Origin of the sequence: Pseudomonas sp. LAP_36, assembly GCF_019456785.1 — a bacterium.
GTDB lineage: Bacteria > Pseudomonadota > Gammaproteobacteria > Pseudomonadales > Pseudomonadaceae > Aquipseudomonas > Aquipseudomonas tritici.
Map to the genome: position 1 here is coordinate 25,543 of NZ_JAHZMS010000016.1, position 21,394 is coordinate 46,936.

Here is a 21,394-nt window from a genome sequence, read left to right on the forward strand (position 1 = left end):
TGATACACCCTCCCCCTATACCCTTGGCATTAGTCGCTTAACCGGTTCATTGCAGCGGTATATAAATCGTTAATACCAAAGAGATAATTGAGAGAGCGCGCCGCCGGGGCTGTTATAGCCACACGGACAAACGCATCGCTATCCCAAGAAATAGCGAGCGCTTGAAGACAACCAAGGTTGTACAGGTGCAGGGAACTCAATCATGAAAACTCAAATCGTGTTTTGGAAAGCAAGTACCGCGCTGGCCCTGGCAGTAGCACTGGCACTCGGCGGCTGCAGCAGCGGTGGTGGCGGGCATAAAAGCGGTGGTTCCTCCGGCGGTTCCTCCGATGCCGGCGGTGGCGGGACTGGCGGCGGCACCGATCCAGGCGTCAGCTCAGCCTCACTGGTCACTGCCGACGTGGTCGATACCGGCGGCGATACCATGACCGACCTCAGCAACACCTTCAGGAGCCTGGGCACTACCCTTGGCAGCCTGCCGATCGTTGGCGCAACCGCTGGCGACCTGGTAACGGCGACCGGCAACGCAGTAGACACCATCGGACGCGGCTTGTCGGATGGCCTGGGGACGCTGGGTACCGACAGTAACGCACTGGGCAAAACCGTCGCTGGCGTGGCCAATGGTGTGTCCGACCTGGGAGATGGCGTGACCGTGACCGGTGCCAACGTCGCCACCCTGCTCGGGAACGTGCCGGTGGTCGGCGGCGCCGCACCGGCGGTGGGCAATGTGGTGGGCAAGGTCGGCTATGCCGTGACCATGCTTGGTGACACCCTGAGTACCGCGAGCACCAGCGGCCCACTGGGTTCGGTTACCCACGCGGCAGGTGCGAAAGTCCTGGTGCCGGTTGTTTCCCTGGTGGAAAACACCACCGCTAAAGTCGGCAACGCGACGGGCCTTGATAAGCCGGTGAGCGGCCTGCTGGAAAAAGTCGGCGATACCGTCGATGGCCTGGGCGATAAAGTCGCCAGCGCAGGCGGCACGGGCAACCCCGTGACTGGCGCCGTGGGCCACGTGTTCAATGGCGTTGGCGGCGTGGTCGACAAGGCCCGCGGTTATGTCGACCCTGATGCGGACACCAGCGGCGGCAGCGACGACAGCGGTACAGGCAGCACCGATAAACTGGGCCTCGCCGAACTCATCGGTGGCGTGATCGCCGGTGCCGGCGGTGGCCTGGACGCTGGCAACACCAATGGCGTGGTCAGCGCAGCAGGCGTCACCGGTGTCAAAACGGGCATCACCGTGGCCGCCCTCGGTGGTGGCACGCCAAGCACTAAAACCAGCGTTCCGGTCGCAGGACTGACCGGCCACATCGGCAATGCACTCAACCCTGTGACCAGCGGCGTGCAGAGCCTGACCCAAACCATTGGCGGCTCCACCGGCCTGGGCGCCCCGGTCAACGGCCTGGTCACCCATGTGGGCAACGCGGTTGGCAGCCTCGGCGGCAAAATCAGCGGCACTACTGCCAACCCGGTCACCAACGCCCTGGGCGGCACCGTGACCGCCGTGGGTGGCACCGTCGCGTCGATCGGCGGCCTGGTCACCGGCGGCACCAATACCGGTGGTGGCTTGCTCGGTGGAGGCCTGAACCTCGGCGCCGGTGCCTCTGCGGGTGCAGGAGCAGGCGCCGGTGCAAATGGGGGCCTGCTGGGTGGGCTGTTGGGTGGCCTGACCGGCAAAAATTAGAATTGCACCTGGCCGATTAGACGGCCTCACCTACAGCGCCTACGCTTGGTTGAGACGAGAGACCCACTAAGTCTCTCGTCTTTTTTAGGGGTCAATGATCGACCCCTGAAAACACCCGAACCGCGCCCCCAGAGCCCGGCGGGCATCTGCGAAACGCTGCAGCAATTTTGACCATGGAGTGTCCTATGCGCGCTTTGACACCGTTGTTATTGCTCACCCTCAGTGCTTACGCCCACGCCGATACCCTACCCAGCTTCCTCAACAGCAACGACACCATCCGTAACCTTCCGGTGCCCAACCTGCCCGCCGATGCCTACCGACCGGCCGCGACGCCCACCCAGGTGCCGGTGCCAGCCCCCACCGCCGGGCAGCCGTTGCTGATGGACACCAAAGTGACCATTCGAAAACTGCAGATCGACGGCGGAACGGTTTACCCACTCAAGGACATCGCCCAGGTATTCGAGCCGCTGATTGGCCATGAAACCAACCTGGCGCAATTGATCGAAGCCACCCGCAACATCACCCGGCGCTACCAGGAAGACGGCTACCTGCTGTCCTACGCCTTCCTGCCGGAACAACGCTTCGAAGGCGGCCTGGTGCAGGTGGTGCTGGTCGAAGGCTACATCCGCGATTACCAGCTGCAAGGCGACATCGGCGCCGTCTCGTCCTACGTCGACAAACTGGCGGGAAAACTCACGGCCGAGCGCCCACTCACGCGCAAGACCTTCGAGCGCTACACCACCCTGATGAGCGCCATCCCAGGCGTGACCTTGCAGGCGCAAGTGCCTCCGCCAAGCACGACAGACGGCGGCACTCACATGCAGATCACCGCCAGCCGCAAGCCCTTCACCACCAGCATGAGCCTCAACGAGGCCAGCCGCGGCGGAACCCAGGCGCTGCTGACCGGCACCAGCAACTCATGGACGTCCATGGGCGAACAACTGAGCCTCAGCGGCCTGTTTCCACCTGGCGAAGACAAAGAACATTACTACCGCGCCAGCTACAGCCAATTCATCAATGCCGAGGGCACCCAGGTGGTGCTCTCGGGCGAACGCTACCGCGCCGCCCCCAGCACCCGCCTGCAACTGGGTGATGGCTTCGAGCTCAAGCCGCACCAGGAAATCGACCGTTACTCAATCGGCCTCAGCCACCCCTTTATCGCCTCGCCCACGGAGTCGTTGAGCCTCGGTACGCGCCTCTATGCCGTCGACCAGACCACCCGTTACACACTGGACGGCTTCCCCCAGCGCTTTGAACTGCAAACCGACCTGCGCGCCCTGGCCTTCGAAGGAGACTGGCGCAAGGCAGACACCACGTCGCTGCGCATCATCAGCGGCGGTGTGTACCAAGGCATCAATGGCATGGGCGCCACGACTCACACGGACTTCGGCGGTCTTAAACCCGACCTCGACTTCTTCCGCCTGCGCCTGTCCGGCGTGCAAAGCAACAAGCTGCTCGACAACTGGCAAGGCGTACTGTCCGGCGCGCTCTACTGGAGTAACGACAACCTGCCCGACAGCGAACGCGCCACCTTCGGCGGGCAAAGCTTCGGGCGCGGCTACCCCGACGACCAGGGCACGGGCGACAAAGGCTGGGGCGTGGCGTACGAGGTCAACTACAGCTACAACCGCGCCGGCGACTGGGTGAGGATCCTGCAACCCTACGTGGTGTTCGACCGCGCCAAGACCTGGTTCAACGACCTGCCGGTCAAGGGTAACGACATGTCATCGGCAGCGGTGGGGCTGCGCTTTGGCGACGCCAAGTACTACAACATCGCGCTGGAAGTCGCCAAGCCGATGTCCGACGTAGCGCTGGACAGCTTCGATCGACGCCCGCGCTACTCGTTAAGCTTCAGTTATCAGCTCTGACTGTAGTGAGCGGGCTTGCCCCGCGCTGGGCTGCGCAGCAGCCCACTATTCAGCCGCCTCCGTTCCAACTGGGGAAACTCAGCGCCGCCAATGGGGCTGCTGCGCAGCCCAGCGCGGGGCAAGCCCGCTCACTACGATTTAGCGTTGGGAACGGGAAACAGGTTGTTCAACGTGTCGATCAGCCGCACCAGGTAGATCGGCTTGCGGAACAGGTCCAACACCTGCAAACGCAGCATGTCGCTCACATCATCCATTTCGGCATGGCCCGACATCACAATCACGGGCAGATGAGAACGTGAGGTGTGTTCGCGCAGGCGCTTGATCAAGGAAATGCCACTTTCCTCGGGCATACGCAGGTCGGTGATGACCAGGGCGATGTCGGGATGGAGTGTCAATTCTTGCAGGGCGAAGGTGACGGAGTTGGCGGTAAAACAGACAAACCCCTCGTTTTCGAGGGACTCGGCGAGTTCGATGAGGGCGTCCTCTTCATCATCCACCAAAAGAATTTGTTGGCGGGAAGAAAAAGAGGCGCTCATGGCTGTACCTGGACAGAAAGAACGTTAATGAGTGTTTCTCACAGTTATCAGCAGACTATCAAGTCGTCATTTTAGTAGCGACGCTATCAAAGATGGACTTGATCTTAGTTCCAAGGCCTGTACCTGCACCGACGATCACCAGTGCAACCATGGCCACGATAATCGCGTATTCAATACCCGACGCGCCGTCTTTGCGTTGAAAAAACAACTGCGTCTGGACATAAAGTTTCAACATCATGTCAAGGAACATAATACTTCTCCCTAAAACGCCACTGAAAGCCGGAAGGGCTCTATCACCAGATGATCACGGCGTGCCACTAAAGCATTGTCAACAAACCTCAGACTCACAACTGTAAGAACGGATTAATCACAAAGTATTAGTCGCAACGTTGGCGCCATAAACGTAGGGTTTAAAAGGCGAGGTTTAAAGGTCCGATAATTTTTACCTGGGTTAATGGCTTTTTGTCCTAGCTGAGCTACCTTCAAATAGCCAAATCGTTAGATGTTCATCACAGCCAGGTTGCGGATTAACTCGTTTGGATTAGACGGGTGTGTAGTGCAACGGGGAAAGGGAGAGCCGTCATGAACAGTCGCATCAGCATGGTCCTGGCCGGCTTGTTGCTGATCGGGGCATTGATCGCCGGGTACTGGGGGCTTGTTTTGAGCCGCGCACCGGAACCAGTCGCAGCCCCCGCCGCACCTGTCGTTTCCGTGGAAAACACCGTCACCACCGCTGAAGACCAAACCCGCCAACCGGTAGTGGTCCTGGTGCATGACGTGCCCGCCTTTATTCCCCTGACCGCCGCCGACCTCGCGGTGGAAAAACTGCGCACCGTGCCTGCCGGCAGCCTGACCCAACTCGACCAGGCCCTCGGCCGCATGCCGCTGCGCGCCCTGGGTGCAGGCACCTGGCTCACCGAGGACAGCTTCAGCGGCGGTGGCCCGCTGGCGCGCATGATTCGTCCCAATGAACGCGCGCTGGCCGTCGCCGTGGATGAGGTGATCGGCGCGGGCGGCCAGTTGACCCCCGGGGATTACGTGGATGTGTTGCTGTTCCTGCGCCAGGATGCCAGCAACAGCGAGCAATCGGCCCAGGTTGCCCTTCCGGCGATGCGCCTGCTCAGCGTCGGCGATCAGTTGGGTTTGGCCAACGATGGCCAGCCCGCACTGCCACCGCCGGCCACGGCCGAAGAGCGCGTCCAAGCCGCCCAACGCCGCGCCGCCGCACGCACCGTGGTGCTGGCCGTGCCAGAGCCTTTATTAAGCCGCCTGATGCTCGCGGCGCAAGCCGGCACCTTGCGCCTGGCCGTACGCAGCGCCGAGGAGCAACTGCTCAGCCGCTACTGGGCCGGCGAAAACGACGCGCCGGAGAAACTCGACAGCGCCAACCGCGACCTTTACCAATTCACCCAATTAGCCCTGACCGGCCCGCCAAAACGAATCGCGCCGGCCGGTGGCGGGCCTGGCGTGCGCCGTGGCATTGAAGTGATTCGCGGTGCCCAAGCGGCGCCACAAACTCCGTGATCGAGCAAGGATGCCTTGAATGAGCCATCGCTACGCACCCATGTTCACGCAAATGGCTTGGGCTTTGATGCTGTCGTGCCTGCCGGTCGGCATGGCCTTGGCGGCGCCGGGCAACTGCAGCGCCCTGGGTCAACTGCCGGCCGTGGTCGAAGTGGGAGAAGGCCTGCAACAAGAGCTGCAATCGCCAGTGGCGATCACGCGCCTGGCAATCGGCGACCCGAAAATTGCCGATGTGCGCGTCAATGGCGACCGTCACTTCCTGCTGACCGGCGTCACCAGCGGCGCCACCAGCCTGATGGTGTGGACCGCCTGTGCCAGCGTGCCGCGCCAGAGCATGGTGTTCGTCAAGGGCAAAGCCACCTCGGCGCTGACCAGCCTGTCATTGTCGCCATCGCAAGACCCACTGCTGCCCAGCCAGGTGCAGACCGATATCCGCTTTGTGGAAGTCAGCCGCACCAAGCTCAAGGAAGCCAGCACGAAGTTTTTGGGCATTGGCACAAACTTCTTCCTTGGCAGCCCCAATCTCCTGTCCCCCGCGGAGAGCGTCTTCAAGCTGCCGGTGAGCACTGAGAGTTTCAACATCGGGTTTGGCGGGGGCCGGGTCAAAGCCATGATCAACGCGCTGGAACGCAGCGGTTTCGCCTACACCCTGGCACGCCCAAGCCTGGTGGCCATGAGCGGTCAGAGCGCGTCCTTCCTGGCCGGTGGCGAGGTACCGATCCCGGTGCCCAGCGCCGGCAGCGACACCATCTCCATCGAGTACAAGGAGTTCGGCATTCGCCTGACCCTGACCCCCACCGTGATTGACCGCAACCGCATCACCCTCAAGGTGGCGCCGGAAGTCAGTGAGCTGGACTACAGCAACGCGGTGCAGATCCAAGGCATCCAGGTGCCGGCCCTGACCGTGCGCCGCACCGACACCAGCGTGTCCCTGGCCGATGGCGAAAGTTTCGTGATCAGTGGCCTGATCAGTACCAATAACCGCTCCACCATCAGCAAGTTTCCCGGGCTGGGCGATATCCCGGTCCTCGGGGCATTTTTCCGCGACTCCAACATCAGCCGCGAAGAAAAAGAACTGCTGATGATCGTCACGCCGCACCTGGTGCAGCCGTTGGCCGCCAACGCCCAACTGCCGTCGCTGCCTGGTGAAAAACTGCGCAGCTACGACCCGAACTGGTACCGGATGTTCTTCCTGGAAAACGGTAATTTCGACCGTCGCAGTGGACTTTCCCAATGAGCGATAGCCTGAGCCAGACCTTCCTCGCCATCACGCGCAACACCACCGACCTGGAGTGGCTGCAGGGTGCCCTCGCGCCCCTTGGCCAAGTCGTCAGCGCCGGCACCGGCAGCCTGGACGAACTGCTGGCGCTGGTGGACGTGACGTTCGCCAACCTGGTGTTCGTCGGCCTCGACCGGGAAAACGTCGTGGCCCAGAGCGCGCTCATCGAAGGTGCCCTGGAAGCCAAGCCGATGCTCGCCGTGGTCGCCCTCGGCGATGGCATGGATAACCAACTGGTACTCAACGCCATGCGCGCCGGTGCCCGCGACTTTGTAGCCTACGGCTCGCGTTCCAGCGAAGTGGCGGGGCTGGTGCGACGCCTGAGCAAGCGCCTGCCAACCGTCGCCCACAATGCACAGTTGGGGGGCCTGACCGTACTGTTTGGCACTCAGAGCAACGCTGACGGCGCAATGCTGGCAACCCACCTGGCCATGGTCGTGCAGAAAAGCGGGCAGCAGACCTTACTGCTCGACCTGGGCCTGCCCCGCAGCGACAGCCTGGCCTTGCTGGGCCTGGAGAGCACGTTCAATTTCGGTGATGCGTTGCGGCATTTACGCCGCCTTGATACCACGTTGATCAACAGTGCCTTTACCACCGCCCTGGATGGCCTGCGCATCCTGGCGTACGCCACCGGTGACGAGCCACTCAAACTGACCAGCGCCGCCGAGCTGTACATGTTGCTCAGCGCACTGCGCCAACACTTCCAGCACATCGTCGTGAACATCACCGGCCAGCCAGACAGTGAAGCGCTGCGCACCTTTGTCAGCCATTGCGACAAGCTGCTGTGGTGCACCGACCAAAACGTACTGGACTGTCGCCGCAACCTCGCGGTGCTCAGCCGCTGGCGCGAAAAAGGCATGAAGCTTGATCACGCCAGGCTGGTGATCGACCGGTACATCAAGGCCTGTGCGCCGGACACCGACGCCCTGGAAAAAAGCTTCGGCCTTGAGTGCGTCGCCGTGCTGCCCCTGAGCGCTGAGCTGCGCCTGAACGTGAAAAACCAAGGCCAGACCCTGTTCGCCCTGGCCCCACGTGAACCCCTGACCCAAGCCGTACGCACCTTGGGCGAGCGCCTGGCAAAACGCTCCGAGGGCCTTGCTAAGCCCTCAATGCGCTGGTTTGAACGCATCCTGGGGGCGGGACGATGAGCGGCGAAAAACTGTTTGGCGGCCCGGCCCGCAGCGTCAGCGGCAACAGCGATCACGATGGGCTGAAACTGGTGCTGCATCGCTACATCATCGACGCCATCGAGGAGTCGGGCAAAAACCTGCTCGAAGGCACGCGCCAGTCGCTGGCGCAATTTGTCATCGACAAGGTGTCGGAATACATCACGCGCATGCGCCTGGCGATTTCGCGCTATGAGATGGAGCGCCTGGCCGAAGAGATCGTCGACGAACTCACCGGTTTCGGCCCGCTGGAAGTGCTGTTGCGCGACCCGTCGGTCACCGAAATCCTGGTCAACGGGCCGCACCGGGTGTTTATCGAACGTGATGGCCTGCTGCACCAGAGTGACTTGCGCTTCATCGACGACCACCACGTGGAACGCGTGATGCAACGTATCCTCGCGCCGCTGGGCCGACGCCTGGATGAGTCCTCGCCGATGGTGGATGCACGCTTGCCCGACGGCAGCCGGGTGAACGCGATCATCCCGCCGATTGCCCTGGACGGCCCGTGCCTGTCGATTCGAAAGTTTCGCAAAGACATGCTCAAGAGCAGCGATCTGGTGGCCATGCAGACTATCGACCAGAGCATTTTCGAGTTCTTCCAGGAGGCCGTGGGCAGACGCTGCAACATCCTGATCAGCGGCGGTACGGGTACCGGCAAGACCACCTTGCTGAATATCCTCAGTCAGTTGATCAACCCCCACGAGCGCTTGGTAACGATCGAAGACGTCGCCGAGCTGCAACTGGGCCACCCGCACGTGGTCCGCCTGGAAACCCGTCCGCCCAACGCTGAGGGACACGGTGAGGTCAGGTCCAGCGACCTGATCCGCAACGCTTTGCGGATGCGCCCGGACCGCATCATCCTCGGGGAAATCCGTGGTGTGGAAGTGCTCGACGTGATGACTGCGATGAACACCGGTCACGACGGCTCCATGAGCACGGTGCACGCCAACAATGCCCAGGATGCGTTGCTGCGCCTGGAAACCCTGGTGGGCCTGACCGGTCGCGTGATCGCGGAAAAAACCTTGCGCCAGATGATCTGCGCCGCACTGGACGTGATTATCCAACTGACGCGTATGCCCGATGGCCGTCGCTGCGTGAGCGAGGTGGTGGAGGTGGTCGGCGTGCGCGATGACGTGTATGTCACCAACACCCTGTTCCGCCTGGACCGGCGCACCGGCGTTGGTTTCTTGCGCGAAGCCCTCAACCCGGCCGGCGACAAACTGCGCCGCGAATCGGCCTTGCCACCCTAGGGAGCGCGTGATGACTGGACCGGTGTTGCTGCTTGTCTGCCTGCTGCTGATCGGCTTGTCGTTCTGGCAGCTTCAACATGCCCTGCGCAAGGCACAGACGGACCGCGTGTTGGAACGCCTCGGCGATGGCCAGCCCGAGGCCCAGGAACCGAGTACCAGATGGACCGGCCTTGAACGCATGTTCCTGCGCGCGGGGCTGGGCAAACCCACGGACCGTTTGGGCCTGTGGCTGAGCGCCTGGGTCATCGGCGCACTGCTGGGCTGGTTGCTCGCCGACGGGCTGGGCCTGATCGCCATGATCGTGGGGCCGCCCCTGGCATTGCGCATATTTATCAGCTGGCGTTATCAACAGCGCGTGCAGCGCATGGTCGAGCAATTGCCACAGTTGTTGGACCATAGCGTACGCAGCCTCAAATCCGGCAGAACCCTGGCAGACGCCGTACTGGGCGGGGTCGAGAGCGTTGAAAACCCACTGAAGGACGCCATGGGCCGCGTGCAACGCAATGTGCGCATGGGGATCAGTCTGCCGGATTCGGTCAGCGACTTCGCCGAGTTTTACGAACAGGACGAATTCCGCCTGTTTGCCCTTGGCTTGAAGGTCAACCATCGCTATGGCGGCAATGCCAGCGAATTGCTGGAAAACCTGATCAACATGATTCGCGAGCGGGAACAAGGCGCCCGTCAACTCAAAGCCATGACCGGCGAAACGCGCATGACGGCCTATGTGCTGGGCGGCCTGCCCGTGTTGATCGTGGGTTACTTCATGGTGGTCAACCCCGGCTATTTGATGACCATGTGGAACGACGGCACGGGGCGCATGATGCTGTTCACCGCGCTGGCAATGGACCTCGGCGGCACCTTTATCATGTGGCGCATGCTGAGGAGTGTCTGAGATGGCACTTTTGGCCTGCGCCTTGTTGTTGCTCGCCGCCGCGGTATTGGTGGGCGGCCAAGTGCTCGAGAATCGACGTCGCAGACGCCGGGTGGCTGAACGCTTGCAGGGGCGGATGAGCGGCGATGCAAGGATCGGCACGCTCATACGTCAATTGGGCGCGAGCACCCTGGCGCAGCGCTCGGTCAGCCTGGACAACGAGACGCAGATCCTGCTCAACCGGGTCGGCTGGCGCAAGGCTAGCCAGCGCTCGCTGTTTGCTGCCTTCCAGATTGGTTTGCCTATCGTGCTGCTGGGTCTGACGCTCATCGGCCAGCAACTGCTGTTTCCTCACGCAGAACCTGCATGGATTGCCCCGATGTTTGCGCTGGGCATCGGCTACCTGCTCCCAAAACGCGTGTTGGCTGCGGCGGCCAAACATCGCCAGCAGGCCATCGCCAAAGAAATCTCAACGTTCATTCCGCTGCTGCGCATCTTGTTCGAGTCGGGCATGGCGGTCGAGCAGTCGCTGCGGGTGCTGGGCAACGAAGCCGAACGCCTGCTACCCGCGCTTACCCATGAATTGCGGCTGATCCTGGCGCGTGTCGATTCCGGCCTGGAGCTGAGCGAAGAACTGGGCAAGACCGCGCGCTTGCTGGAAGTGGATGAGTTCACCGACACCTGCATCATCCTGCAGCAATTGATCCATCAGGGTGGCGGCGCGATGAAGTCCTTGCTGGCGCTCAAGCAGTTGCTCGACGACCGACGCCTGACTCGCCTGCAGGAGTACATCTCGAAGATGTCGGCAAAAATGTCAGTGGTGATGATGGTGTTTCTGTTCCCCGCGTTGCTGATCGTGCTCGGTGGCCCGGCGTTTATCGGCATCGCCAGCGCTTTGAATCACTTTTGAGGAGACGTTGATGAAAGTACTGATTGCCGGCGTGGCCCTGCTGATGCTCGGCGGCTGCGCCACCAACGGCCAATCACCCTGGGCCGCGATGACCTCATCCGGCAGTTGCGCCAAGCCGAGTTCAGACCAGGAATTGGCGCTCAACCTGTCGGACGACCTGGCCAACGAAGGCAAGCTGCACGCCAGCCTCGCCAACCTGCAAAGCCAGCCCGAGTCCTTGCCCCAGGTGCGCCAGCGCAAGGCCCGCAATTACCGCTTGCTGGGGCGCAGCGAGGCCGAGCCGTTGTACCGCAGCCTGCTCGGCACCTGCATGACCGCTGAAGGCGAACACGGCCTGGGGCAATTGGCCGCGGCCAAGGGCGACAACGACCAAGCGATGGCCCATATGCAACGAGCGGCGCGGCTGGCGCCCACGGACGAAAAGATCCGCAATGACTTGGGCGTGGTGTACCTCAACCAGTTGCGCCTGGAAGACGCTCGCTTTGAATTCATGACCGCCATCGAGCTCAAGCAGGGCGATCCTTTGGCCGCCGTCAACCTGGTGACGCTGTTGATCTATCAGGACGACTGGGGGCAAGCGGCGAAAGTGGTCAGCCAGTTGGGCCTGAACCCCGAGCAAGTCACCGTTGCCCAGGCACGCGCGGAAAAACTCAAGGGCTCCCGCGCGGCGACGCGCAAAGTAGCGGCGGTGAGCGATGCCCTGCCGGTGACCCTCAAGTAAGGAGTGATTGATGAAAGCACATTACCTTATTGGCCTGGCGCTGCTGCCGCTGAGCGCACTGGCTTTCGAACCTGGCCCGTCGTCCCCGCAACAAGCGGAGACGGAAAACTGGCTGGCCTTGCAGGTCAATGGTCGGGCCGCTTCGGCGACACCGCAAAGGACCACTCCCGCAGAACGGGAGCAAGCCTTTCAGCGCTGGCTGGACAGCAATAAGCATCCGATTCCGGAGTTCTTTGAATCGGAGTCGGGAGGGTCTTCCCAAGGCGGGAAGAGCCAGTGACACCCTAGTGGGCGGTGACCCGTTGGCGCATCGCCGAGTTATTCGGTGACAAGGCCAACGCCAGCTGGGTGCGGTTGTGCATGTGGGTGAGGCGCAGCACCTGAGACACGTACAGCTTGACGGTGTTCTCGGTGATCCCCAGCTCACAGGCAATCTGGTAGTTGGTCTGGCCCTTGCCCACCAGACGAGCCACATCGAGCTGGCGCGGTGACAGCTGGTTGAAGATGGTCGGAATCTCCACTGGTCCAGCCTCTTCGGCGACCGGCTCGCCATCGTCCACCAAGCCGGGGCTTGGGCTGCGGCGCACTTTATCGAGGTCCTGGTACAGGTCATTGATGGATTCGGAGAGGTATTGCAGCTTCTGGTTCAAGTGCCCCAGTTGCAGCTCTTTTTGCCGTTCTTCCAACGCCGCTTCCTGGCGTTGCAGGCCTTCGAGCAACTCATCGAGGTTGATCGGCTTCTGGTAGTAATCCGAGATTCCTGCGCGCAGGGCCTTGATCACGTCCTGCTTGTCGGCACGTCCGGTCAGCATGATCGCTTCGAACGCCCGCTGCTTGCCCGCCACCTTCTGCATGGCCTGCACCAGCTCGATGCCATCCATGTCCGGCATATGCAGGTCGCACAGGACCAAGCCGATGTCGGCATCCTCGCCGAAGCGTTGCAACGCATGCCGACTGGATTCACAAGGGACGCAGCGGTAACCACTGCCTTCAAGAAATTCGCAGAGCTCTTCCACGATCATCGGCTGATCGTCGACCACGAGCACTTTCACCGCTGAGGTAAGCTTGTTCACGCGCCACTCCATGCCTGGAAAGCCAAAAGATTGATCGATCCCTTTTGACAAAAAATCCTATACATCCAGTTAATAAACGTAGACCTACTTTCCGACTCTGTACACCGCGATAGAGACCTCGTCAGCCTAATGGATCCAAAACCAATATAGTCCAAACCCAGTCAATACAAAGGGCGCAAAAGGCTGTTTTGTTGACGCTCCCGTAACCGCGCCTGGAAGAGGCGCGCTAAGCCTTTGACGGACAAGCACCCAGCCACTTTGGAACAGCGCTGCGCCGATCAAAGACCACAATAAATAGTCCAGCGTACTGGCCAGCGCCAGGGCGGCCAGCAGCTTCACATCACCCGCGCCAAAGCGGCCCAGCGCATAGCCGGGCAAGGTCAGCAGCAGTGCCACGGCAAAGGCCCAGCCACCTTCGCCGGCGGGCGCTCCGAGCCAGGTGGTGCCCGTCCATAACAGGTAGAACAGCGCCAGCAGCGCCGCCCCCAGGGTCAAGCCGTTGGCGATTTGCCGTTGATGCATGTCCTGCCATGCACAGAGCCCCAACCAGAGCAGTATCACCACGCCATGGATCACGTAAAAAACATCCCTTTTTGCCGAATGATTCTATGCTGATATCAAGTAGTAGCCGTCAGGGTAGACGCAGTCATGAAAACAAGCCTCCCTAGAAAGCAAAAAGGTGCGGCGGCGATTGAGTTCGCGCTGGTCTTCGGGATCTTTTTTGCGGTGTTCTATGGATTGATCAGCTATAGCCTGCCAATGCTGTTAATGCAGTCGTTCAACCAGGCGGCAGCGGAGGCCGTACGCCAGGCCATGGCGGTGGACCCGGTAGCCGCGGGCACCGCTTATGGCACGCAGGTGACTGATCGCGCCAAAACCACGGCGATCCAGCAGTTGAACTGGATTCCACCCAGCTTCCAATTTACCGACGATTTAATCACCGCCGCCTACAACGGCACCACGCTGACTGTGACGATTAAATACCCCACCAGCCGTCTCTATTCAGTGTTTCCGACATTGGTAGTGCCGGGCATAGGCCCCGTGCCAAATCTGCCGGCCAACCTGACGGCCATGTCGAGTCTGCAGTTTTGACCTCGGGGGATAACCTCTTCGGGCGCCTGCTCGGCCGCACCAGCGCCACGCCCCTCGACACACCCGCCGTACCCACGCCAGGGTTGCATCTGCAACTGGATCCCCAGGGCCACGTATTGAGCATCAGCGGCACTCTGCGGCCGCAGCTCGCGTCGCATGAGGTGGGCGAAACCCGACCACTGTTGCGTGACCTGTTGTGCGCCACCAGCGCGTTGAGCATTGAAGGCCGTCCGGAAGACTGGCAGCACCAGAACCTGGACCTGGACTTCCAGGGTGCTACCGGCCAGGTCCTGCACACTCGCGGCTGGATCGAAGCCGAGGGTGACGGCTGGAGCCTGCGCCTGCTGGACGTCGGCGACTTGCTGGCTGGCTCGCAACTGGCCCAACACCGTGAGCAGAATCATCAACTGGCCTGCCAGATAAGCAGCCACTTGCGGGTGTGCAGCCTGGCCCGTCTGCCCGAGGTGTTCAACGAGCACCTCCGGAGCGTGGCGCAGCGCTGGCGAATTCCCTGCCTCGCGCTGGCGTTGCTCGATGAAGAAGACCAGCACTGGCGGATCTACAGCCACTACGCCGCCCACGATGCCCCCGCCTTGTGGCGGACCGGCCAACACCTGGGCACCAGCCTCGACAGTGTGAGTGGCAACACGCCGCTGAGCCTGGCCCAGCAGCGTAGCGACAACCCACGCCTGCAGAGCATTTTCGGCAATGCCGATGGATTCCTGGTGCCCTACCGTGACAGCCAGGGCGTCGCCGCGTGGTTACTCTGCGGCCTCTACAACGGCCAGCAACACGCCCGCGAACAGGACTGGCTGAACCTCACCGCCGCCCTCGCCGCCCCCTTGCTGAGCCGCTTGCGCGAGCAACGCTATCATCAACAGCTCGACCGCATGGAAGCCCTGCAAGGCCTGCTCGGCACCGGCTGGTGGGAGCTGCTGCCGGCTACCCAGGAAATCCAGCTCGCCCCGCAGTTGCTGCACAGCCTCAGCCCGGAGGACGGCCCCACCCACCAACCGCTGGGCCTGTGGCTGGAGCTGATCCACCCCGCCGACCGCCAGGAACTCAACAGCCGCCTGCACGATCTGCAGGCACTGGGCAAACCACTGCTGACCAGCGTACGCCTGCAACGCACCGACGCCGAGCACAACCCCCTCTGGTACCGCGTACAGGGCCAGGTGCTGGGCATGGGCGATGACCGCCGCTGGGTCGGTTTCATGCTCGACATCAGCGACATCAAGAACCAACAACTGCAAGCCGCCGCCGCCCATGCGCGCCTGGACAACCTCATCGCCAGTTCACCGGCAGTCATCTATGTGCAGCGCTATGTCAGCGGTGCCCTTCACCCGGCGTTCTTCAGCGATAGCCTGCTGCCGCTGCTGGGCTGGACGTTGGCCGAGTGTAACCACGACAGCCTGGCGTCGCTGATTCACCCCGAAGACCGCGACCTGTACTTCGAACGCACCCGCCAACTGTTGCGCGAAGGCGCCGTGCGCAGCCGCTACCGCCTGCGCGACAAACAAGGCCAATACCATTGGCTGCTCGATGAAGCCAAATTACTGCGCGATGACCTAGGATTGCCGCTGGAAGCCGTCGGGCTGTGGCTGGACGTCACCGAGACAACCCAGGCTGCCGAGCAGATCAAACAAAGCGAAGAGCGCTATCGCATCCTCGTTGAAGACTCCCCGGCAATGATCTGTCGCTACCGCCCGGACCTGACCCTGACCTTTGGCAACACGCCGCTGGCCAATTACCTGGAATGCTTGCCCGCACAGCTGCCGGGGCAGAACCTGGGGCACTGGCTGTCGGAAGAACAGCGCCAGGCCTTTGTGCAACGTATCGGCCAATTAAGCGCGGAATTTCCGGTCAGCACCGCCGAAATCAGCCTGGAATTGCCCGGCCGCGAACACGCCTGGTGGGTATGGTCAGACCGTGGTGTGTTCGATGAACAGGGCACGCTGGTGGAAGTGCAAGCGGTGGGCCGCGACAACACCGAAGTGCGCCGCTCCCAGCAGCAACTGACCCAGAGCGCAAAGATGGCCACCCTTGGCGAAATGGCCACGGGCCTGGCCCATGAGATCAACCAGCCGCTGAACGTGATGCGCATGGCGATCGTTAATGTGCTCAAGCGCCTGAGCACTGGCGATGCGCAAGTCGACTACCTCACTGACAAGCTCCAGCGCATCGACACGCAGGTGCAGCGCGCGGCGCGGGTGGTGGACCATATGCGCGTGTTTGGCCGCCGCTCGGAAATCGAACAACAGCCCTTCGACCCGTCACAGGCGGTGGAAGGCACGCTGTCACTGCTCGGTGAAGGCTTGCGCGGCAAAGGTGTGGAGGTGCGCGTCACGCCAGCGGACGCTGCGATGCAGGTCAAAGGTTACGTCGACCAGCTTGAGCAGGTGCTGATCAACCTGGTGGTCAATGCCCGCGATGCGCTGTTGAGCAAACAGGAAAAGGACCCGGCGTTCCGCCCCTGGATCGCAGTGCATTGCGAGCACGACAGTCGGCATGTGCGGATCTGGGTGGAAGACAACGCTGGTGGCATTGACCTTCGGTTGCTGGAGCGGATTTTCGAGCCGTTCTTTACCACCAAGCCGATTGGCGTGGGCACGGGGTTGGGGTTGTCGGTGAGCTACGGGATTGTGGAAAACATGGGCGGACGGTTGAGCGTTGCCAATGGGGAGCACGGTGCGCGGTTTTGTGTGGAATTGCCGATCAGTTAGATCACCAGGTAGGCGCGGCCCATATGGCAACTGAGGTTGGCGCCGACTTCGGCGTTGCCAGCAGTGATGCCTAGTGCACTGAGCAACCCGTTCACGATCGGGTCCAGCACCGGCGACAAGACGTCTTTGACAGCAGTGATCAATGTGTTGGTGATGGTCGCGAGCAAACCCGAGACACTAGACAATGGGCCGCTCGTTGGATTCCCAGGAGGGGGAACGTATATCACCTGAATCCCGCCCAGCGTATTGACCAAGCTTTTAACTACATCTGAAGCAGGAACAACGGGTTGATAGGTGGGTGTCAGGTTCATTTCATTGACCGGTGAAAACGTAAGCTTCTGAGTACTGCCTCCAACCGTCGCGTGTACAACCGATAGCAATAAACTGCCCCCCAAACCGGCTTTACGTGGGGCACATCCAAAAATCCCTGCGCACGTCTGTACACCAATATCCACTAGAGCGACGGGCTGAACAGTGGCAGCCGCTGCCGAGGAGAATGCCTGCACCGGGTCAACTTTTCCGACTGACACGTCCGCCAGCGCTGTACTCGCCTGAACGGTCAGTGACTTCGTTGCATTGCTCGCGCAACTAAAGTCAGTGACATAGGCATTTGCACTGGCCATTTCGATGTTGATATCCAGGCCGCTAAGCAATTGCACATCCGTACGGTCACACGGTTTCAACACTAGACACAGAAGCGGATCCAGCATGCCCACAAGATTCAGGTGCAACAGGTTATTGACCACTCCTGTTACCGGGGTCGTCAACGCTGAAACCGCAGACGTCAACTGACTCAGTCCGTTGAGCACAGGAAGTTGAATAGACACCAACGTGCGGACTTGCGCCGTACGCACAAAAATCTGATCTGTCGGAGGGGTCTTCAACAAGCCCGCTTTGGCCTTTGCAGGGTTACCAATAGCCGACAGCTGGGGAGGTACGATCACTTTGGTTTGGACCGAAACGTTTCCTATCAAGGGAATATTCAACTGAGTTGCAGCACTCACCGCACTCTTGCTACTGGAAAGCTGCGCCACGGTCTGTAGGAGTTGAAACACCTGCACGCTGGTATTCAAGGCTGCGGCCGGTGTTCCAGTAGCGACCTTCAGCAGGTCTCCGACCTTCAACAGTTGTGTGTTGGGCGCGATTGCTTTCACTGAAATCACGTCGTTAATGATCGCCGTGGCCACCGAGCCATTTTTTTGCAGCACCTTTACCGCGGCGTCGATCAACTGGCTGGCGGATGCAGCGGTGTTGAGCAACGCATCGTAGTCACCTGCCTTGACATTCAATTGAATCGCCAGCTGATCCAAGTAGCTGAGTAGGTTCACGTTCGTCGTCAGCAAGCCGTTCCAGCCCGCAGCCGTCAGGGACAGGTTGCCGCCCAACAGATTGCCGATGAGCATGTTCAATAGAGGAGATTTGCTGGCGTCGACCGTTCCTAGGCCGCTGCGAATCGTCAACTGCGCCACCGGCGGCGCATACGCAGCCACGGCAGTGGCACTCAGGATCATCTGCGTGGATGTTGGCCCGCCGCTGAACATGCTCCAGATCCCGCCGGCAATGCTGGTCATCACGCTGCGCGTGGCCACCACTCGCACGGCATCGTTTTTGGTGGCGTCTGCGGTGAATACACGGATATTGCTGGCATTGGTGGTCAATGTGCCGCAGGTCACGGCCAGGCCACGGCTGTTGTCACCGGCGACCACGGTGAAGCCATTGCGCGTGGCGTTTTCCTTGGCGTAGTCGTTGGCGGTGGTGGTGGGCGTGCACAGGCCGCCACGGCTGGCGGCTTCCAGGGCCGAGGTGTCGGCGATGGATTGCAATTTGCGCTTTTCCAGGTGGAGGCGGCCGCTGTCTACCGCGAGCAGCATGAACACCAGGGCCACTGCGAGGGTGCCCGCAGCCATCAGGCCAATCGCACCACGCTGATGGGAACCAAGTCGGGGAGACATCAGGCACTCCTTAGCGCTTACTCTCCTTAGTTGGTTTTGAGTGTAGACAAGGGCTGGCCAGTCGCCAGATGAATGATTGACAGAGACTTATTGGCTGACCGAGTTCCAATGTGGGAGCGGGCTTGCTCGCGAATGCGGTGGGTCAATCGGTACATGTGTGACTGACACACTGCATTCGCGAGCAAGCCCGCTCCCACACTGGATTTCCCACATTGAATCTGTGCTGGGTTTTAGTGGGGTGGGTAGCTGGAGAGGATTCGGGTGATCGTGGTGCGGATGGCGTTGTTGCGGTCCTGCGGGTTGGGCGAGCTGGCCATCATTTGTTCGTCGCTGCCGCGCCAGACCAGTTTGCCGTCTTTGCCGTCAAGCAGGTCGATCTGGAGGGTGGCGACTTTGTAGGTGATGTTGCGGGTTTCGTTGTACATCGGCGCGCCCCAATAGCCGTTCCATGGGCCGCCCCATGCACCACCATAATTGGTGGTGACTTGTTGCTGGCGGTCTTCGACGATCAGGTAGGCCTGTACACTCAAGTCGGCCTTGCTGCCCGGTGCCGCGGGGCGCAGGCCGCGTTGGTCGAGTTGTTCGCCCACTGCCTGACGGATGCGTTGTTCGGTGAGGTCGCTCTTGATACGTGGGTCATCCGGGCGATATTGCAGGGCCGGGTCTTTCCAGGCCCAACTGCGGTAGGCGCCGAAGTCCCGGCTGGCATCAAAATCGTGGTTGACCTGGCTGGTCTGGCAACCGCCCAGCAACATGACAACTGCGAGCAAAGCGATACGACAAAACATGGTTTTTCTCCAAAAAGCGACCCGCGCTCAAGATGAGAATAGCTGTTAACTCGGAGGATACGCCGTCATTGCCTTTTGCACCGCCTGGCGCAAGGCATCTCCCCGTTCACTGAGGCTGCCCTGGCTGCTGGTTTCCGCGCTGGCACTCCACACCGGCTGGCCCGTGCGGGCATCGAATAGATTGACGCGCACCACCACGACCTGGACTTCATAGGTGCGTACGATCGGCACCGAGTTGTACATGCCGTAGCCATTGCCATAGCGGTTGTAGCCGCCGTAACCGTAGCCATAGTCATCCTGGACTTGCTTGAGGCGCTTCTCCTGACGCACATCGGCGCTCACCAGCAGGTCTGCCGGGCGGTTGTCGTGCAAGGGACGCAGGCCGCGCTGGTCAAGCGCGCCGCTGACCGCTTCGGCAATTTGCGCCGAATCCGCCCAGGCCGTGCCCGCCGGGAGCTGGCCATTGCGCCACGCCCAGTTGCGGTAGGCGCCGTAGTCGCGCACGGGCGCGGGATAGGCGCTGGCATCAAAGGTATTGGCTGCCTGCGGCGGCGCCGGTGGAATCGGCGCCGAAGCGGAGACATAAGGGTTGGGGCTCGAACACGCCCCCAAGCCGAGAGATAACAGGATCAAACAGAGACGACGCATTTCGACCTCCGCAGACTGGGCCGTTTAAACCGGACGGCAAACCCAGTGCAAATAACGCCCAAGTCCGGCAAAGCTTGGGTGACGACGGTGAGCGAGTTCCATCTCCAAAAGGTCCTGCAAATCCGCGCGGGCCTGGAATTCCACCGGCATATAGTCATGGAATACGCGAACGCCACTTTGGCTTTCGACCTGCCAAAGGCCTTCGAGTTGCGCCGCCAACTCACGTGGATCGAGCGGCTGCTGCGGGGTGAGACTCTGCTTTTCGCCGGCCATGTCGTTCTTGCGCATTTTGCGGAAGTGGCCTTTAAGCAGGTTGCGGTAAATCAGCGCATCGCGGTTGTAGAACGCCAACGACAACCAGCCGCCAGGCACCGTGAGCTGGTGCAGCATCGGCAGGATCGCATGAGGTTCGGCCAGCCATTCCAGCACGGCGTGGCACAGCACCAGGTCGTAGGGTTCGGTGAGTTGGCCGAGCAGGTCTTGCCAGGGCGCATGGATAAAGGTCGCGGTCTGCCCGGCGTCGGCAAAACGTTGGCGGGCGCCGTCGAGCATCGGTTCAGCAGGTTCCGCCAAGGTAACCTGATGACCTTGCTCGGCCAGCCACAGCGACATGTGGCCCAGGCCTGCGCCGATATCCAGGACTCGCAAGGGGCGTTTGGGCAGGGCTTCGGTGAGGTCCGCCTGGAGCACCGCCAGGCGAATCGCGCCTTTGGCACCGCCGTAGATTTTTTCGGCAAAGCGCGTGGCCAGTTGGTCGAAATGACGATCACTCATGGGCAAACCGCCGTTCGCTGTCGGCCAATTTGGCGCGCACCACCTCGTTCATGTCCAGGCCCAGTTCGCTGCACAGCAACAGCAGGTACAACACGATATCGCCGACTTCCTGGCCAGCGTGGGCGAGTTTCTCAGCCGGGAGCTGGCGCGATTGGTCTTCGCTCAGCCATTGGAAGATTTCCACCAGTTCGGCCATTTCTACGCTGGCGGCCATGGCCAGGTTTTTTGGGCTGTGGAATTGTTTCCAATTATTTGTATCGCGAATGCGGTGCAGGCGTTCGGTGAGGTGTTCGAGGTTCATGCGGGGGCTCCTGAAGGTGGGTAGCTTCGGGGGGATTGGCGGTTAAGGCAAGTGAATCTGTGGGGTGCTTGAGGGCGCCTTCGCAGGCAAGCCAGCTCCCACATTGGCATGGGTTTGCAAATTAAAATGTGGGCGTGCCTGCGATGGGCATAGGTCTCTACACAGACTGTAGTGAGCGGGCTTGCCCCGCGCTGGGTGGCGAAGCCGCCCCAAACCAGGCGACTTGGTTTTATC

21 protein-coding genes are annotated in these 21,394 nt (G+C 61.3%); 12 read left to right on the forward strand and 9 right to left on the reverse strand.

Annotated elements, in window-relative coordinates; all coding sequences use genetic code 11:
• The first annotated feature begins 202 nt into the window (after positions 1–202).
• Both JBO08_RS27540 and JBO08_RS27545 read left to right on the forward strand, forming a co-directional pair.
• Positions 203–1,684 (forward strand): collagen-like triple helix repeat-containing protein, encoded by a 1,482-nt coding sequence (locus JBO08_RS27540; protein WP_220075290.1) that lies wholly within the window; start codon positions 203–205, stop codon positions 1,682–1,684.
• Between the two features lie 185 nt (positions 1,685–1,869).
• Positions 1,870–3,552, forward strand: coding sequence for a ShlB/FhaC/HecB family hemolysin secretion/activation protein (locus JBO08_RS27545; RefSeq protein WP_220075289.1), 1,683 nt, complete (start codon positions 1,870–1,872; stop codon positions 3,550–3,552).
• 131 nt (positions 3,553–3,683) lie between these two features.
• Here JBO08_RS27545 and JBO08_RS27550 read toward each other — a convergent pair whose 3' ends face one another.
• Entirely contained in the window at positions 3,684–4,088 is a 405-nt protein-coding gene (locus JBO08_RS27550; protein ID WP_220075288.1) for a response regulator, read from the reverse strand.
• Positions 4,089–4,146: 58 nt separating this feature from the next.
• Positions 4,147–4,338: a Flp family type IVb pilin gene (locus JBO08_RS27555; RefSeq protein ID WP_065874264.1), complete on the reverse strand. Its 192-nt coding sequence runs from the start codon at positions 4,336–4,338 to the stop codon at positions 4,147–4,149.
• Between the two features lie 332 nt (positions 4,339–4,670).
• Between JBO08_RS27555 and cpaB the strand changes: the two genes are divergently transcribed.
• From cpaB to JBO08_RS27595, 8 genes are read left to right on the forward strand one after another with little or no spacing between them, the layout of a single operon-like run.
• Entirely contained in the window at positions 4,671–5,612 is a 942-nt protein-coding gene (gene cpaB, locus JBO08_RS27560; protein WP_220075287.1) for a Flp pilus assembly protein CpaB, read from the forward strand.
• A 19-nt stretch (positions 5,613–5,631) separates the two neighbouring features.
• On the forward strand, positions 5,632–6,849 hold the full coding sequence (locus tag JBO08_RS27565) for a type II and III secretion system protein family protein (protein WP_065879946.1): 1,218 nt from the start codon (positions 5,632–5,634) through the stop codon (positions 6,847–6,849).
• Positions 6,846–8,039: a pilus assembly protein gene (locus tag JBO08_RS27570; protein ID WP_065874267.1), complete on the forward strand. Its 1,194-nt coding sequence runs from the start codon at positions 6,846–6,848 to the stop codon at positions 8,037–8,039. Before JBO08_RS27565 ends, JBO08_RS27570 begins: the two co-directional genes overlap by 4 nt.
• Positions 8,036–9,307, forward strand: coding sequence for a CpaF family protein (locus JBO08_RS27575; protein WP_065874268.1), 1,272 nt, complete (start codon positions 8,036–8,038; stop codon positions 9,305–9,307). The genes JBO08_RS27570 and JBO08_RS27575 overlap by 4 nt, the downstream gene beginning before the upstream one ends.
• A 10-nt stretch (positions 9,308–9,317) precedes the next feature.
• Positions 9,318–10,199 (forward strand): type II secretion system F family protein, encoded by an 882-nt coding sequence (locus tag JBO08_RS27580; protein ID WP_065874269.1) that lies wholly within the window; start codon positions 9,318–9,320, stop codon positions 10,197–10,199.
• Between the two features lies 1 nt (position 10,200).
• Positions 10,201–11,088, forward strand: a complete 888-nt coding sequence (locus JBO08_RS27585) for a type II secretion system F family protein (RefSeq protein ID WP_065874270.1) — start codon at positions 10,201–10,203, stop codon at positions 11,086–11,088.
• A 10-nt stretch (positions 11,089–11,098) separates the two neighbouring features.
• Complete coding sequence (locus tag JBO08_RS27590) at positions 11,099–11,809, forward strand: tetratricopeptide repeat protein (protein WP_065874271.1); 711 nt, start codon at positions 11,099–11,101, stop codon at positions 11,807–11,809.
• 10 nt (positions 11,810–11,819) lie between these two features.
• Positions 11,820–12,089, forward strand: a complete 270-nt coding sequence (locus JBO08_RS27595; protein WP_220075286.1) for a DUF3613 domain-containing protein — start codon at positions 11,820–11,822, stop codon at positions 12,087–12,089.
• 4 nt (positions 12,090–12,093) lie between these two features.
• Here the strand turns inward: JBO08_RS27595 and JBO08_RS27600 are convergent, their stop codons facing one another.
• Positions 12,094–12,882: a response regulator transcription factor gene (locus tag JBO08_RS27600; protein ID WP_065889032.1), complete on the reverse strand. Its 789-nt coding sequence runs from the start codon at positions 12,880–12,882 to the stop codon at positions 12,094–12,096.
• 126 nt (positions 12,883–13,008) lie between these two features.
• Positions 13,009–13,458 (reverse strand): prepilin peptidase, encoded by a 450-nt coding sequence (locus JBO08_RS27605; protein WP_220075285.1) that lies wholly within the window; start codon positions 13,456–13,458, stop codon positions 13,009–13,011.
• 72 nt (positions 13,459–13,530) lie between these two features.
• Here JBO08_RS27605 and JBO08_RS27610 point away from each other — a divergent pair, with 72 nt between their 5' ends.
• Positions 13,531–13,974, forward strand: coding sequence for a TadE/TadG family type IV pilus assembly protein (locus JBO08_RS27610; RefSeq protein ID WP_065874274.1), 444 nt, complete (start codon positions 13,531–13,533; stop codon positions 13,972–13,974).
• Complete coding sequence (locus JBO08_RS27615) at positions 13,971–16,697, forward strand: PAS domain-containing sensor histidine kinase (protein ID WP_220075284.1); 2,727 nt, start codon at positions 13,971–13,973, stop codon at positions 16,695–16,697. Before JBO08_RS27610 ends, JBO08_RS27615 begins: the two co-directional genes overlap by 4 nt.
• Here JBO08_RS27615 and JBO08_RS27620 read toward each other — a convergent pair.
• From JBO08_RS27620 to JBO08_RS27640, 5 genes are all read right to left on the reverse strand, one after another.
• Positions 16,694–18,649, reverse strand: a complete 1,956-nt coding sequence (locus tag JBO08_RS27620) for a pilus assembly protein TadG-related protein (RefSeq protein WP_065874276.1) — start codon at positions 18,647–18,649, stop codon at positions 16,694–16,696. The two genes, JBO08_RS27615 and JBO08_RS27620, sit on opposite strands and share 4 nt — an antisense overlap.
• Positions 18,650–18,879: 230 nt before the next feature.
• Positions 18,880–19,437 (reverse strand): DUF4136 domain-containing protein, encoded by a 558-nt coding sequence (locus JBO08_RS27625; RefSeq protein WP_065874277.1) that lies wholly within the window; start codon positions 19,435–19,437, stop codon positions 18,880–18,882.
• Between the two features lie 45 nt (positions 19,438–19,482).
• On the reverse strand, positions 19,483–20,085 hold the full coding sequence (locus JBO08_RS27630) for a DUF4136 domain-containing protein (RefSeq protein WP_065874278.1): 603 nt from the start codon (positions 20,083–20,085) through the stop codon (positions 19,483–19,485).
• A gap of 24 nt (positions 20,086–20,109) precedes the next feature.
• Positions 20,110–20,859: a methyltransferase domain-containing protein gene (locus tag JBO08_RS27635; protein ID WP_065874279.1), complete on the reverse strand. Its 750-nt coding sequence runs from the start codon at positions 20,857–20,859 to the stop codon at positions 20,110–20,112.
• Positions 20,852–21,160 carry a MazG-like family protein gene (locus JBO08_RS27640; protein WP_010567659.1) on the reverse strand — a complete coding sequence of 103 codons (309 nt, stop codon included), beginning with the start codon at positions 21,158–21,160 and terminating at the stop codon, positions 20,852–20,854. Before JBO08_RS27640 ends, JBO08_RS27635 begins: the two co-directional genes overlap by 8 nt.
• Between the last annotated feature and the right edge of the window lie 234 nt (positions 21,161–21,394).